At 73.8% G+C, this 15,053-nt stretch carries 10 protein-coding genes and 1 pseudogene; 5 read left to right on the forward strand and 6 right to left on the reverse strand.

The window, feature by feature from the left end; translation table 11 throughout:
* Positions 1-5 precede the first annotated feature (5 nt).
* On the reverse strand, positions 6-4,115 hold the full coding sequence (locus M8C17_RS21850; protein WP_252418395.1) for a CHAT domain-containing protein: 4,110 nt from the start codon (positions 4,113-4,115) through the stop codon (positions 6-8).
* A gap of 207 nt (positions 4,116-4,322) precedes the next feature.
* Between M8C17_RS21850 and M8C17_RS21855 the strand changes: the two genes are divergently transcribed.
* Positions 4,323-5,195, forward strand: coding sequence for an aldo/keto reductase (locus M8C17_RS21855; protein WP_252418396.1), 873 nt, complete (start codon positions 4,323-4,325; stop codon positions 5,193-5,195).
* A gap of 24 nt (positions 5,196-5,219) precedes the next feature.
* Here the strand turns inward: M8C17_RS21855 and M8C17_RS21860 are convergent, their stop codons facing one another.
* The 3 genes from M8C17_RS21860 to M8C17_RS21870 all read right to left on the reverse strand — a co-directional run bounded on the left by M8C17_RS21860 (position 5,220) and on the right by M8C17_RS21870 (position 8,829).
* Positions 5,220-5,612 (reverse strand): hypothetical protein, encoded by a 393-nt coding sequence (locus M8C17_RS21860; RefSeq protein WP_252418397.1) that lies wholly within the window; start codon positions 5,610-5,612, stop codon positions 5,220-5,222.
* A gap of 13 nt (positions 5,613-5,625) precedes the next feature.
* A complete protein-coding gene (locus tag M8C17_RS21865; protein ID WP_252418398.1) occupies positions 5,626-7,878 on the reverse strand; it encodes a M48 family metalloprotease in 2,253 nt (750 codons plus the stop codon).
* A 171-nt stretch (positions 7,879-8,049) separates the two neighbouring features.
* On the reverse strand, positions 8,050-8,829 hold the full coding sequence (locus tag M8C17_RS21870; protein ID WP_252418399.1) for an alpha/beta fold hydrolase: 780 nt from the start codon (positions 8,827-8,829) through the stop codon (positions 8,050-8,052).
* 202 nt (positions 8,830-9,031) lie between these two features.
* Between M8C17_RS21870 and M8C17_RS32195 the strand changes: the two genes are divergently transcribed.
* Entirely contained in the window at positions 9,032-10,387 is a 1,356-nt protein-coding gene (locus M8C17_RS32195) for a pentapeptide repeat-containing protein (protein ID WP_252418400.1), read from the forward strand.
* Between the two features lie 23 nt (positions 10,388-10,410).
* Here M8C17_RS32195 and M8C17_RS21880 read toward each other — a convergent pair whose 3' ends face one another.
* Positions 10,411-10,992, reverse strand: a complete 582-nt coding sequence (locus M8C17_RS21880) for a TetR/AcrR family transcriptional regulator (RefSeq protein WP_252418401.1) — start codon at positions 10,990-10,992, stop codon at positions 10,411-10,413.
* 217 nt (positions 10,993-11,209) lie between these two features.
* Here M8C17_RS21880 and M8C17_RS21885 point away from each other — a divergent pair, with 217 nt between their 5' ends.
* On the forward strand, positions 11,210-12,676 hold the full coding sequence (locus M8C17_RS21885; RefSeq protein ID WP_252418402.1) for an MFS transporter: 1,467 nt from the start codon (positions 11,210-11,212) through the stop codon (positions 12,674-12,676).
* Between the two features lie 81 nt (positions 12,677-12,757).
* Here the strand turns inward: M8C17_RS21885 and M8C17_RS21890 are convergent, their stop codons facing one another.
* On the reverse strand, positions 12,758-13,888 hold the full coding sequence (locus M8C17_RS21890; RefSeq protein ID WP_252418403.1) for a hypothetical protein: 1,131 nt from the start codon (positions 13,886-13,888) through the stop codon (positions 12,758-12,760).
* A 224-nt stretch (positions 13,889-14,112) separates the two neighbouring features.
* Between M8C17_RS21890 and M8C17_RS21895 the strand changes: the two are divergent.
* Positions 14,113-14,526: pseudogene (locus tag M8C17_RS21895) on the forward strand (ASCH domain-containing protein); the annotation flags it as partial.
* A gap of 59 nt (positions 14,527-14,585) precedes the next feature.
* Positions 14,586-14,993 carry a hypothetical protein gene (locus M8C17_RS21900; RefSeq protein WP_252418495.1) on the forward strand — a complete coding sequence of 136 codons (408 nt, stop codon included), beginning with the start codon at positions 14,586-14,588 and terminating at the stop codon, positions 14,991-14,993.
* The last annotated feature ends 60 nt before the right edge of the window (positions 14,994-15,053 follow it).

The raw sequence follows: 15,053 nt of genomic DNA on the forward strand, positions 1-15,053 counted from the left end.
ACCGGTCAGGGGCCGAGGTGGGCGTAGCCGGCCCAGGTGTCGGGCCGGTCGGGCAGGACGGCGCGGAGCCGGCGGACCGCCTGGTGCAGGGCCACCGCCGCCCGGTCCGGTGCGATCCCGCCGGGCACCGCCAGGCCGGCGTACAGGTCGGCGCAGAGTCGCACGGTCAACGCGTCCGAGATGGACCAGAGCGCGCCGATGACGTGCCGGAACCCGGCGAGCTGGAACGCGGTGCCGAGGGTGAGCGCCTCGTCGGGCAGGGCCGCGCCGCCGCGCACCGTCTCGCAGGCCGACAGGACGGCCAGCGCCGCCGGGCTGCCGGCGGGCCGCCACAGGTCCCGCACGTGCAGCGGGCCGCCGGCCAGCGCGAGGCGGCCCCACGCCGGGGCGCGCAGGTCCTGGGTGCCGTGACAGGACAGGTGGGCGACCGGCTGGCCGGGCAGCGCGGCGAGCACCGCCGCCGGGCTGGCCGCCGGGCCGAGCAGTGCGCGGACCCGTGGCAGGTGCCGACGGACGATCTCCACCTCCCGGTCGACGCCGGGCAGGTCGGCCAGGCCGGGGGTCTGCGGCATGCCGACGACCAGCGCCGAGCCGACCGGCTCGGGCCGGGCCGGAACGCCGCGTCGGGCGTGCCCCAGCGCTCGCAGCGACGCGGTGTACGACGGCACCACCCGGTCCAGCACCCCGTCGCCGCCGTCGAGCGGGCCGGCCGCGTGCAACGGGAGCAGGGTGAGCAGCCCGGTCGGGCACCACCACAACCGTGGCCAGTCCGGTACGGGGCCGGACGGGTCGACGGTCGACGCGTCCGACGGCCTCGGGCCGGGGGTGGCGGCGTCGAGCACCGGTGCGGCGACCACCCTCCACAGCCAGTCCAGTGTCTGGCCGACCTCCGTCCGCGCCGCCGCCCGGCGTCGCTGTGCCGCCGGCTCCGGGCCGTCCGGCACCGCCGCCCCGGTGAGCACCGCGATCGCGGTCAGGAAACCCGCCGTGCGGGCGACCAGGTCGACCAGGGTCAGCCCGGGCAGCGGCACCACGGTGGCCCGACCGTCGGCGACCACCAGTGCGTCGCACCGCCGGGCGGCGACGTTGACCAGCACCACCGGACCACCGACAGCGGCCCCGGCCAGGGTGGCGAACGGCGGTGGACGGAGAAAGTCGGCGAAGCCCGGCTGGTCGCGGATCTCGGCGAGCAGGTCGCGTCGGCGGGTGGCGAGGTCGTACCGCTGCTCCGGGGTCGACCCGGCCGCCGACGCCACGCCGCTCCCCCACCCGCCCGGTGACAGCACGCCGCCGGAGGACAGCGGGTCGACCGGTGACACCGAAGCGAGCGGCGGCGGCGTGGCGAAGCCGTCGAGGGCGGCCTGCAGGTCGGTGAGCCGGGCGGCCAGCCGGGGAGCCCGGGCGCGCAGCGCGGCCAGGTCGGCGCTCGCGTCGTGCGCCCGGGTCAGCAGGACGCCCCGGCCGTACTCCAGCAGTTCGACGGCGCGCTCCGGGCGGTCGAGGGCGACGGCGACCGCCGCCGCGTCGCTGGCCAGCCCGGGGAACAGCCCGAGCAGGCGGGCCTGGTCGTCGGGGTCCATGCCGTGCCAGGCCACCAGGTCGATCAGCTCGATGGCCGTGGCGTACCCGTCGAGCGCGGCCGGCAGGTCGCCCGCCGCGGCGGCGTGTTCGGCGTACCGGCTGGCCGCCGACGCCCGCAGCAGCGACGGCGCGGACTCCGTCGCGGCGGCGGCACGCAGCGCGGCGGTCGCCTCGACCAGCACGGAGGGGTCGCCGGCACCAGCGCCGGCGGCGGGGCCCGCGACGGCCTCCAGGGCGGTGGCCAGGTTGCTCAGGCACATGGTGCGCGCGGGGTGCTCGACGGGCAGCGCCTCGACCGCCGCCCGGTAGGCGGCGAGCATCGCGCTGGCGTCCGCGTCGTCGCGGCCGGCCCGGTAGCGCAGCAGCAACGCGCTACCGAGGTTGGTGAGGATCCGGTGCCGGTCGCCCCCGGCCGACGGCTGGTGCTCGCTCAACCGTTGCAGCAGCCGGACCGCCTCGTCCAGTGCGGCCGGGTCGCCGCGCAGGCGGTGGCGCAGCAGATGGGCCAGCGCCAGGGTGGCGACCGCCTGGGTGTACTCGGCGGGCTCGGCCTCCTGCTCGGCCAGCTCCACCGCCTCGCGTAGCGCCGTCACCGCGGCGTCGGAGTCGTCGGCGATGCCGGCCGCGACCTCGTCGGCGGGCTCACCACCGGCGGGCAGCGCGCCGTCCAGGGCGAGCTCCACGCGGCGGTTCAACGCCGAGCCGTAGTTGGTCAGCGCCGGCAGCCGGTCGGGGTGCCCGGGCGGCACGGTCCCGGTCACCTGTCCCAGCACCTGGATCGCCTCGGTCAGGGTGGCCAGGTCCTGGGTGGAGGCGAACAGGCCCTGCAGCACCAGGCCCAGGTTCGAGCGGTACCGGGGCAGCAGGACGGCGTCCGGTGCCACGGCGGCAACCGCGGCCCGCAGCGCCACGGCGGCGGGCTCCAGCAGCGCCGGTTCGCCCGCCAGGTCGGACAGTTCGCGCAGGGTGTTGCCCAGGTTGTTGAGCACCTGGTGGCGCAGCGGGTCGGCGCGGGCGAGCAGCGTCTCGGCCTCGGTCAACGCGTCCCGGGCGGCCCGCAGCGCGGTCACCCCACCCAGGTCGGCGTGCCCCCGGCCCAGCGCGTAGCCGAGGTCGGCGAGGCGGCGGGCCCGTTGCGCCGGCTCCCCGGCGACGGTGACGCTGTCGCGGAGCAGCCGCACCGCCTCGGTGATGTCGTCGGTCCGCCGCCACCGCTCGTACCGGGTCACCAGCAGAGCGGCCACCGCGTGCCGTATCTCGTCGGGGTCCATGCCGCCGTGGGCCGAGCCCCTACCGGCGGCCGCCGCCCGGTACGCCTCGATCGCCGCGTCGAGGTCGGCCGGGTCGCCGTCGGCCTCGTGCCGCTCGGCGAGCAACGTGGCCAGCCCGGCCCGCGCCGTCCCGGCCAGCTCCGGTTCGAGCCCGCCGAACCCGGTCAGCGCCGCCCGGTACGCCTCGATCGCCGCATCCCGGTCGGCCGGCGCGCGGTCGCGCAGAAACCGTTCGGCGAGCGCCGTGCCGTGCAGCGCGGCGAACCGTGGATCGCCCGCTGCCCGGGCGGCGGCGAACGCGTCGACCGCCTCGTCGAGGTCAGCCGGCCGGCGCCGCAGCCGCCACCGGTCCCGCAGCCGCTGCCCGAGGTTGGCGCGCGCCATGGCGCGCACCGACGGGCTGACGCCGGCAGCCCGGGCGGCGTCCCGCAGCAGGATGATCGACTCGTCCAGGTCCCCCGGGGCGGCGTCGACCTCGTACCGGTCGCCCAGCACGTTGCCGAGGTTGAACAGCCGGACCGGACGTTCGGGATCGCCGGCCGGGGTGGACTCCAGGCTCTCCCGGTGCGCGTCGATCGCGGCCGCCAGGGCGCGCCGCCGGCCGAGGTGCTGGAACTGGTCGCGGTGCACCCTGCCGAGGGCGGACAGGTAGTGCAGCCGCTCCGGTTCACCCGGGGGTGTGCCGTCCACGGCCCGCCGCAGCAGCGCCGCCGCCTGATCCGCGCCCCGGTAGTCGCGGTTGTTCTCCGCGGCGGCCATCAGCATGACCGCCTCGACGAACAGCGCGCCGGCCTCCCCGTCGGGCGACCCGCCCGAACGCCCTCCGGTCCCGGCGCCGCGACCGGACCGGGTCGGCGTGGGCGCCGACCCGCCCGCGACGCGCGGGCCGGGAATCCGGCCGGCGTCCGGCGGTGACGCTCGGTGCGCGTGCAGCATCGCCAGCAGCGGCGGGGACACCAGCTGCGGGGCGATGCCCAGCAGGGCCTCGGTGAGCGTGACCGCCTGCCCGAGATCGTCGGCGTCCTCGCCGGAGGGCAGCAGCTGGTAGCGGTACCAGTGCAGGCAGGCGAGGAGGAAGATGCCCTCGGCGACCGGCTCCGGCAGCGGCCCGTCGGCCGGCGTGGCCGTCACCAGCTCCATGACCGCCTCGGCGTCGCGGATCGCGCCGGAGTCGAGCACCGCGCGGGGGTCCCTGGTGGCGCCGAAGTCGTCCAGCCGCTCCCGCAGCCGACTCAGCGGGTCGGACCTGAACCGTCGCCACATCGCGCCTCCCCGACCGGCCGCACCGATGGGATCAGGCGTAGCAGATCGGACACGGCGGGCGCCAGCGGTACGACGACGCCGATCGGATCGGGCCGTGTCCAGGCACACAGTCGACCGACACGCGGTATGACCGTCGCATTCCGGGGGATGATCACCTGGTGGCGGAGTTTCCATCCCCGCCGCGACGACACGATTGGGGATCCGCGTATGGCGACCGACATCGGCAAACAACCCGCGAAGGCTTCCGGCACGTACCGGATCGGCGGCGACGTCACCGTCAACCGGCTCGGCTACGGGGCGATGCAGCTCACCGGGCCGGGCGTGTGGGGCGACCCGAAGGACCCGGCCGAGGCGCTCCGGGTGCTGCGGCGGGCGGTGGAGCTGGGCGTCACGTTCATCGACACCGCCGACTCGTACGGCCCGTTCGTCTCTGAGCTGCTGATCCGCGAGGCCCTGCACCCGTACCCCGATGACCTGGTCATCGCGACGAAGGGTGGGTTCACCCGGGCCGGGCCGGGCGACTGGCGCGTGGTGGGTCGCCCGGAGTACCTGCGCCAGCAGTGTGAGCTGAGCCTGCGGCACCTCGGCCTGGACACCATCCCGCTCTACCAGCTGCACCGGATCGACCCGCAGGTGCCGCTCGCCGATCAGCTGGGCGAGCTCGCGCTGTTGCGGCAGGAGGGCAAGATCCGGCACATCGGACTGTCCGAGGTGAGCGTCGCGCAGATCGAGGAGTCCCGCGCGATCACCGACATCGTCTCGGTGCAGAACCTGTACAACCTCGCGAACCGCAGCGCCGAGGACGTACTGGAGTACTGCGAGCGCAACGACATGGCGTTCATTCCGTGGTTCCCGATCGCCACCGGTGAGCTGGCCCGCCCGGGTGGCCCGCTGGACGCGATCTCCAACGCGCACGGCGCGACGCCCGCGCAGCTCGCGCTGGCGTGGCTGTTGCGCCGGTCGCCGGTGATGCTGCCGATCCCCGGTACGTCCTCGGTGGCGCACCTGGAGGAGAACGTGGCCGCTGGCGACGTGCGGCTCACCGACGACGAGTTCGAGGCGCTGGCGAAGGCGAGCTGACCTGCCGGTTCGGGCGCCGTCGGCTCAGCCGGCGGCGTCCGGGCCGGGCTCGCGGGCGGCCCGCAGCGCCTCGGTGGCCTGGGTCAGCAACCGGGCCGAGTCGGTGCGCCCGTTCACCTGGATCTCCACCTCGGTGTCCCCGGCCTGGATCCGGATGCTGGCTTCGGTGCGCTGCTGATCGACCCAGGACTGCAACAGGTTGAACAGCCCCGGGAGCAGGCCCTGGGCCAGCACCGCGATGATGACCGCGTCGCTGAAGCCCGGCCGTCCCCCGCCACCGCCGGCCTGGCGGGCCACCGGCCGGTACGCCGGGTCGCGGTGGATCCAGTCGAGCAGGGCGACCGGCGGTGGCTGTCGGTGCCGGGGGTTGATGGTCAGCCGGACGGGCTGCCGCGCGGCGGCGTCGTGGTCGGTCACGGTCTCTCCCTCCTCAGTCGGCGGCGGGTCGGAAGGCGATGGTGTCCCCGTCGGCGGTGGCGACGCCGGCGACGCTGAGCTCCTGCTCCTCGCTGAACGGTGAGCTGCTGCCGAAGTAGGTGGTGGTGCCGCTGACCTGTACCTTGCCCCGGGCCTCGAACGGCGTGCCGACCTGGGCGGTGCCCGGGCCGGTCAGCTCGACGGTGAGCCGCGGGTACTCGATGATCTTCCAGGTGACCTTCTGGGCGGCGCCGCCGCTGAAGTAGCCGAACGGGCAACCCGGCGGCGCGGCGACGGTCTGCTTGGCGCACTCGTCCAACCAGGTCCGGACCTGGGCCTCGACCGCCTCGACCGCCGCCGGCTTGAGCACCGGGACCAGTCTCAGGGTGGCGCCCTCGGTCTGTTCCGGGGTGATCGGCAGGGTCTCGGGTGGCACCTCGCTGAGCGCGTCGGACGGGCCGGTGGCGGTGTAGCCGCCGGGCAGCAGCACCAGCGTGGGCCCCTCGGTGGCGACCGGCAGCTCCACCCCGTTGAGCCGCACCCCGGGGCCGGCCACGGGGGCGTTGACCGGAATCAGCCCGCCGACGAGCTGCCAACCGTGGAACAGCCCGGCGGTGGCGTCCTCGTCACGGCGCACGGTCATGTCGACGGTGCGGCGTTCGCCGGCCAGCCGGTACGCCACCGTGGCGGTGGCGGTGTCGCCGTCGCGCTTCAGCGAGCTGATCTCGACGTCGGTGGGTGGCTGGTAGCCGTCCCCGCGCAGCAACCGGGCGAGGAGTCCCCGGTCGGTTACGCCGGCCCGCTCCTGCTCGGTGAGGACGCCGAGCGCCGCGTCGCTGTCCCGGTCGGCGAGTGCCGAGAAGTAGTCGTCGATCGCCGCCTGGGGACGGAAGAACGCCCACTGCACCACGCTCAGCCCGCCGGTGCCGAGGCAGGCGGCCAGCACCAGGGCGCCGACCACCAGCCAGGTCCGCCGGGTGCCGACCGGGCCGGAGCGGCCGAACAGCCGCTCGGCGGTGACCGGGGCCGCCTCGCCCACCCCGACCGGTGCACCGGCCACCGTTGCCCGGTCGAGGGCGTCGAGCCGGAGCTCGTGCGGCGGGTGGGTCGCGCAGACCGCCTCGTCCCAGCCGCTGCGGCCGCTCTCGAAGGACAGGCGGCGCTCCAGGATGCGTCGCATCCCGTCGACGTGCCCGGTGAGCACCGCACCGAGGTCGGCCCGGTACTCCGCTGCCCGGACGTCGCGTGCGTGCAGGGGCAGCACCAGGTACCGCATGGTGAGCAGCACCGGCCAGAAGAACAGGAAGACCACGAGGTTGGTGGCCGGGTGCGGGAAGGTGCGCATCAGCCAGGTCGGCAGGGCGTGCGCGAGGGTCAGCGGCAGGCCGACGCCACGGACGAACGCGCTGGTGATCTCGTCGCCGGTGCGCCAGTGCACCAGCTCGTGGCTGAGCAGGGCGGCGACCTCGTCGTCCGGCTCGGTCAGCACGGCGGTGGTGACCACCACGTGCCGGGCGTACGTGCGGGCGTTGCCGAGGACGGGGTCGTCCTCCATCAACAGGCGCGGCACGGTGGGCAGGCCGAGCCGTTGCGCGCAGTCGTCCAGCACCGGGCGCAGCCGCGCGTACTCCCGGCGGCTGGGCTGGCGAGCACCGGAGACCACCAGCAGGCGCGGCTCCAGCAGCACCCGGTAGAGCGTGTAGAGGACACCGATCAACGCCGCCGCGACGACCGTGCCGACGAGCCCGGTAACCAGCGCGATCGGCTCGTCGGAGGTGCCCAGCCAGGGCAGCACCAGCACGCTGAGGAAGCCGACCAGGAACCCGACGACGAAACCGACGACACCGCCGAGCACCCCACCGGAGCGGGTCAGGAACGCCTCCGTCAGCGGGCCGATCAGCGGGGCGTCCCGCAGCACCGAGGGCACCTGGTCATCGACGCCGAACCCGCCGGCGAAGAGGCCGACGACGGCGAGGGTGAGGCCGCCCCAGACCGCCAGCAGCAGCGCGACGGGCAGGTAGAACCAGGTGGCGACGAAGGCGCCGAGCACGCCCCGCCAGTCCCGCAGGATGCCGGCACGCAGCCAGACCAGCGCGTTGGGGTAGCCGGGTGGCCGGTCGGCGAGACCGCCGGTGGCGGCCGGCGCGGGGTTCGCGGGTGGTTCGGCGGCCCGCACGTCGAGCTGCGGCACGGTGGGCGGGGTGCCCGCCGGGGGCTCGGCGTGCGGCGGTTGGCCCGGTGGCACGGCGGCCGGCGGCTCGGTCATGCGCGCTGCTCCTTCGGGGGTGACCACGCCCACTGTCGGGAATGGACGGCCGGAGCAGGCTATCGAGCGGTCCTGATGTCTGCCACACCGTTTCCGCGCGATGTCGGTTACCCGACGCGGGTGGCCACGGCGAGCGGGAGGCCCCGGCCGGGGCCTCCCGCGCCGACCGGGTCAGAGCGCGAGGCAGTTGGGCCGCACCGGGCCGTCGACCAGGGCGCCGCGCACGATGGTGTACGAGGTGCCGTCGAGCACCAGACCGAGGTGCCCGACCACCCGCAGCGGGCAGTACGCCTGGATCAGCACGTTGGTCGCGCCGTCGTTGACGGCGGCGTTCCCGGTCGGCCGGACCAGCTCGTCCTGCAGCGTGCGGATGGTGGTGTAGCGCACCGTGCCCGGGGTGTCGTCGCCGGCGTTGAGGTCGGCGAGGAAGGCGGAGCCGATCGTCATCTGCTGGCAGGCCACGATGCCGGCGCAGCTGCCGAGGCCCAGGAACGCCACGATGTTCGCGACGTAGGTGCCGTACTGCGGTGAGCCCAGGCTGACGTACCGGCCGACGGTGGCGGTGCCGCCGAGCCGTTTGAGGTAGTAGCGGGCGACCAGGCCGCCCTCGGAGTGCGCGACGACGTCCACGGTCGCCGCGCCGGTGCTGGCGCGTACCTGACCGACGTAGGTGGCGAACGCGCGGGCCGAGGTGGGGATGTCACCGAGGCCCAGCCCGGGCAGCTGGTAGATGAAGGTCCGGTAGCCGTCGGCGCGCAGGCGGGCGGCGATCGGCTCGTACGCGACGGCGACGCCGCTGAGCCCGCCGACCACGATGACCGGGTTGGCCGCCGCGGCGACGGCCACCGGGGTGGGCTCGGGTGCGGCGGGGGCGGCGGTCGCCGTGGCGGTGGACGCGAGCAGGGCGGCGGTGGCGAGGGACAGGACGAGGGCGGTCTTTCGGAGCAGCATGGCTGCACCTCCGGGGGGAGGCACCCGGCGAGCCGGGCAGGTGGGTGGGGTGTCCGGTCGACCGTGCGACGATGATGCCCGTAACAATTTAGAAACGTCAATGACTTGTTACGCGCCGGTAACCCGTTGTTCCGGCGGGAGTGCAAACCGGCATATCGGCTCGCTCCACTTCGGACCGCCGGCCGGATGGCATGCTGTGCCCGTGGCCGCTGACGAACCCACCGAGCGCCCGCTGCGCGTGATGCCGTGGTGGCTGGTCCTGGTCGGCCTGCTGCTGGCCGCCGCCCTGGGTTGGCTGGTGCTGGACCTGCTGCTCACGGAGGCCGATCGCGCCACCCAGCCGGACACTCGCGCCACGCTGCGCATCGACGCGATCCGCACCGGCTTGACCGTGGTCGCCGGCACCGGCGGCGGCCTGGCGCTGCTGCTGGCCGCCCGCCGCCAGTGGATCGCCGAACGCGCGCAGCGCCATCAGGAGAGCGTCGCCACCCGGGACCAGTCGCACCGGGACCGGGTGCAGGCGCACGCCGAATCGGTTGCGGAGGCCGCGCAACGGCACCAGGACCGGCAGTCCGGAGCGGCCGAGCACGACGCGGCCGAGCGCCGGCTGACCGAGCTCTACACCCGCGCGGTGGAACTGCTCGGCAACGACAGCGCGGCGGTACGCCTCGGCGGCCTGCACGCGCTGGAGCGCCTCGGCCAGGACAACCCGGCGCAGCGGCCGACGATCGGGGCGGTGCTCTGCGCGTACCTGCGGATGCCGGCGCCGGACGACGACCCGCGTGAGACCGAGGTCCGGCGGACCGCGCAACGGGTGCTGACCCGGCACCTGCGCGCGGACGACCCGGCCCACTGGCCGGAGATCACCCTGGACCTGACCGGTGCCCGGCTCGTCGACTTCGACGCCACGGGCTGCACGCTGGTCGACGCGAACTTCATCGGGGCGGTGTTCACCGGCGTCACCAGCTTCGCCCGCGCGACCGCCCGGGGGCGGCTCGACCTCGGGGCGGTCTTCGGCGAGGTCACCTTCGACGACCTGACCGCCGACGCCGAGGTGGTGCTGGACGACGCCCGTTTCGAGGGTCAGACCAGCTTCGACCGGGCCACGTTCACCGCCGGCCTGTCCTGCCGGCGGTCCCGCTTCGCCGGCCCGACGTCATTTCACCAGGCGAGCTTCCACCAGCCGACCAGCTTCGACGCGACCCGCTTCGGCGACGGCGCCCGGTTCCGTCAGGCCGCCTTCCTCGGCGGGCTGTCCATGGAGCACACCGAGTTCGCCGGGTACGCGGGGTTCCGCTCGGTCCGCTTCGCCGACATGGCCCTCTTCCGGTGGACCGTGTTCGCCGCCGAGGCGTGCTTCGAGCACGCGCGCTTCGAGGGGGCGGCGAACTTCGGGCGGGCCCGGTTCCACGGGCCGGGCAGGTTCGACGGCGCCGAGTTCGGTCAACCGCCGCAGGTGGACCAGGCGCGGGCGGCGGCCGGCGGCGGGCACGCCTGGCCGGCCGGGACGACGGTCGAACGGCTCGACGACGAGTGGGTGCTGCTCGTCGACCACTGACGCCACACGCGGGCGGCGGAGGGTCAGCGGGTGGTCGCCGGAGGGCGCAGGCCGTCGAGGGCCACGCCGAGCACCCGGTCACGCTGGTCGGTCGACGGGAACTGGGCCATGGTGAGGCCGCTGATCAGCCGCACGACGTCGTCGAAGCTGACATCCTCGCGGACCACCCCGGCGGCCTGGGCGCGGCGCATCATCGGCTCACCGGCGGCGTAGATCTCCAGCCGGCAGCTCCGGAAGACCTCGGAGTCGCGCAGCAACTCCTCGGCGAGTGCCCGCTTGGTCGCCACGTACCCGACGAACCGGTGCAGCCACGCGACGAGGGAATCCCACGGGGGCAGCTCGGCCAGGTCGGCGGCCGAGCGGCTGAGCGCCCGGACCTCCTCGACGTAGACGGCCTCGAACAGCTCACGGCGGTTGGCGAAGTTCCGGTAGAGGGTGCCGATGCCGACGCCGGCGCGGCGCGCCACGTCCTCCAGCGACGCGGACGCGCCGTTGTCGGCGAACGCCTCGCGGGCAGCGGCCACCAACGCGTCGTAGTTGCGCCGTGCGTCGGCCCGCTTCGGCCGGCGAGCGAAGACCTCGGGCACCTGCCCCGCGCTGGTCATGACGTGCGTCACCTCACCTTGGTTGCATCCGGAGGCACCCCTCCGCTAACGTAGTGGAGGCACCCCTCCGGAATGTCCGGAGCCTTGCCTCCGGTTAGCTTACCTCGGGACCCGCCCGATCCGCCTGGCCACCCGATCGCCCGGCCCCGACACCCCTGCCCGCCGCGCACGACGGGCGACAAATCTCCTTCCGTACGCAACCAGGGAGTTTCCTCTCGTGGCAGTGACCTCCCGACGCGGCTCGCGTCGGCTCACCTTCTCCGTGCTGGCCGCCGGCGCCGGGTTCTTCGCGATGCTCCAGTCGCTGATCACCCCCGTGCTGCCGACCATCCAGCACGACCTGCACACCTCCCAGAACACCGTCACCTGGGTACTGACCGCCTACCTGCTGTCGGCGTCGATCTTCACGCCGATCCTCGGCCGCGTCGGCGACATGGTCGGCAAGGAGCGGATGCTGGTCGTCTCGCTCGCCGCGCTCGCCCTCGGCTGTCTGCTGGCCGCCATCGCGCCGAACATCGGCGTACTGATCATCGCCCGGGTCGTGCAGGGCGTCGGCGGCGCGGTCTTCCCGCTGTCGTTCGGCATCATCCGTGACGAGTTCCCCGCCGCACGGGTCTCCTCCGCCGTCGCCGCCATCTCGGCGATCGTCGCCGCCGGCGGCGGGCTGGGCGTCGTGCTCGCCGGCCCGATCGTGGCCGCGCTGGACTACCGGTGGCTGTTCTGGATCCCGATGGTCGTGGTGGGGCTGACCGCCGTCGCCGCGCACCTGTTCGTGCCCGAGTCGCCGGTGCGTACCCCCGGGCGGATCGACTGGCGAGCCACCCTGCTGCTGTCCGGCTGGCTCGTCGCGCTGCTCCTGCCGATCAGCAAGGGCGCGGCCTGGGGCTGGACCTCCGGCCGGGTGCTCGGCCTGCTGGCGCTCGCCGTGGTGCTGTTCATCGGCTGGCTGGTCGCCGAGGTGCGCTCGGCCAACCCGCTGATCGACATGCGGATGATGCGCCTGCCCGGCGTCTGGACCACCAACCTGGTCGCCCTGCTCTACGGCGCGTCGATGTTCTCCGTGTACGCGTTCCTCCCGCAGTTCGTGCAGACCCCGACCGCCGCCGGCTACGGCTTCGGCGCCAGCATCAGCCAGGCGGGCCTGCTCATGCTGCCGATGCTCGTCGCGATGTTCGTCGCCGGCCTGGTCGCCGGCCGGCTCCAGTCGGTCTTCAGCGCCAAGGCGCAGCTCGCCACCGGCGCGGCCTTCAACGTGGCCGCCTCCGCGATGCTGGCCGCCGCGCACGACACGCGCTGGGAGATCGGCGTGGCCGGCGGCCTGGTCGGCCTCGGCATCGGTCTGGCCTTCGCCTCGATGGCCAACCTGATCGTGGCCAGCGTGCCCGCCAGCCAGACCGGCGTGGCGACCGGCATGAACGCCAACATCCGCACCATCGGCGGCGCGATCGGCGCCGCCGTGGTCAGCGGCGTGATCACGGCCCACCCGCAGGCCAACGGCCTGCCCCGGGAGGCTGGCTTCACGATGGGCTTTCTGGTCCTCACGGCCATCGCCCTCGCCGCCGCGTTCGCGGCCCTGGCCGTCCCGTCCGCCCGGCGGGCGTCGTCCGGTCGCCGGCCGTCCACCGCGACGATCGTCGAGTCGGAGCTAGCCGGCGAGTTCGCCACCATGCCCGCGACCCGCTGACCCGGCAAACCAGAAGGGGCAGGCAGCTCATGCTGCCTGCCCCTTCTCCGGCTACGGATGACCCGGGCCGCCTGCCCTTCCCTACGAGAACAGCAGCACCGACCTGCGGGTGGCGTTGCCGAAGCTCAGGTTCCGTCCCCCGGTGTTGGGCGCCGGGGTGACCGCCACCTCGAACGTGACCGTCGTGCCGGCGGGAACCTGATGGTTCTCGTTGGCGCTGATCGTCACGTAGCCACCGCCGATGAGGGTCGGGTCGACCGACACCGTCTGCTGGTTCAACATCTGGACCGTCGGCGTGGAGCTGCCCGGGAAGCTGTAGGCCGCCCGGAGCCGGACCAGGTCGCCCTTCTGCAGACCCACCAGGTCGATCTTCGACTGGTGACCGATGAGGCCGGCCGCCGTGATCCGGTAGGCGGTGTTGCCGTCGCTCCACCGGACGGGGTGGAAGGCGCCGTCCGCCGCGAGCGCGGAGCCGGGATAGATGGTGACGATGGAAACTGTCTGCACGTCCGTGCCTCCTGCTGAGGTAGCGCCGATCATCACCGCGAAGTCGGTGTCCGTGCCCCGGAAAGCGTTCGCGTCGCAGGTGCGCTGCGCCCCGATCCGCGCGGTGCTGGTGTACTGCCAGATCCGTGGCACCGCGGACGGCGTGCCGTACGCCTGCCAGCCGACCCCGGTGTCCCCACCGGCCCTGTTGTAGGCGGCGGTGAAGGTCTCGTCGAGGTTGTGCGGGTAGTTGGCGTTCCAGCGGGGGAACCCGCCCAGCTCGCTGGATCCGTACTGGCCCCTGGAGGCGTACATCACCACGGCCTTGGTGGTGCGCGCCTCCAACTCGGTGGCGACCTGGACACCCACCGACGGCGCGACGCTGTCGTACGGCCACCGCTCCAGGTCGACCTGCCAGAAGAAGCCGGGCCAGGTACGCCACCAGGCCAGGTTCGCGTCCGCGTAGGCGATCGCGGTCTGTGCCTGGGTGGTCGCCGGCACGCCGGAGCGGACCACGATGTACATCCCCAGGTAGGGAATGCCGGCATCGCGGCCGGCGGCGAGGATCCAGCCGCAGCCCTGGCTCCGGAACACGCTGGACGGTGACTGTTCCGTCCCCTTGCTGGTGAGAAAGTGGATGCCCAGTCCCGACGCGGCGGCCACCCGGGCCGGGGTCAGCCCTCGGCCGACGTCGTAATCACTGGTATCCCATCCGTAGAGCGTCACGGGCGGCACCTCCGGCGCCGAACATCGAGGGGAGACGCCGCAGCACCGAGGCGGATTTCTGCGCCTTCCGGCGGCCATAGTCGCCAAAAGCGCTATTTCACCGTACGTCCCGGGCTACGGAACAAAAGCCCTGGTCAGTGGCCCATTTCGGTGGGTGCGAATTGCGGCTTCGGAGCTGTCCGGCAGCCGACAGGAAGGCGGGACCGAGCCGTACCCTCGGCGGCATGGATCTCGACGGTCTTCCACTGGCGGAGTTCGCGTTTCCCGGGCCGCTCCGGGACCAACTGGTGGCGGCGATCCTGTCCGGCGCCAAGACGGCGACCTCCGGCCTGCTGCTCGGATACGAGCGGGAGAACGAGCCACTACCCACGGTCGGCCAACGGTGCGCGGTGGTGGATTCCCAGAACCGGCGGGTCGCGGCGATCGAGCTGACCGACGTACGGGTGGTCCGGCTCGCCGACGTGGACCTCCAGCACGCCCTCGACGAGGGTGAGGGCGACGAATCGGTGGCGCAGTGGCGGGCCGGGCACGAGAGCTTCTGGCACAGTGCGGAGGTCCGCGCTGAGCTGGGCGACCCCGACTTCTCCGTGAACGACGACACCCTGGTGGTGACCGAGCGCTTTCGGCTGGTACACACCGCAGACATCGAGGCTATGGTGACCGCAGGTAAGCACTCACTCCGGCAAGGAGGACGTTCGTGCGCCGCATCGTCACCACCATCGCACTGCTGGCACTGTCACTGGTCGTGTTCCTGGCGCCAACGCCAGCGAGCGCGGCGGGCCCCGTCGAGGTCACGTCCGCGACCCTCGTTGCCCGAGGGGTCGCCGTCGACGTCACCCTCACCGTCACATGCCCGGTCAGCGCGAACGGCAGCGCCGAGGTGAGCCTCAGGCAGCGGTCGGGCACCATCGTGGCGCACGGGTCAGGCTGGACACCCCTGCACTGCACAGGTGAGCCTCAGGCCGTGACGGCGCGGGTGCTGGCCGACGCTGGCGGGGCCGTCTTCCACAAGGGTGAGGCGCTGGCCACCGGACTGATCGAGCTTTGTAGTGACGACGGCTGCGACGGCGGGCCGTACAGCAACACGGTCCGCATCACTCGCTGAAAGCCGCACGACCGGTGGCGATTGAGCCCGCAAGCATGCCGAACTTGAAGGTCTCGAGAG

Source organism: Micromonospora sp. RHAY321 (assembly GCF_023896955.1).
Lineage (GTDB): Bacteria > Actinomycetota > Actinomycetes > Mycobacteriales > Micromonosporaceae > Micromonospora.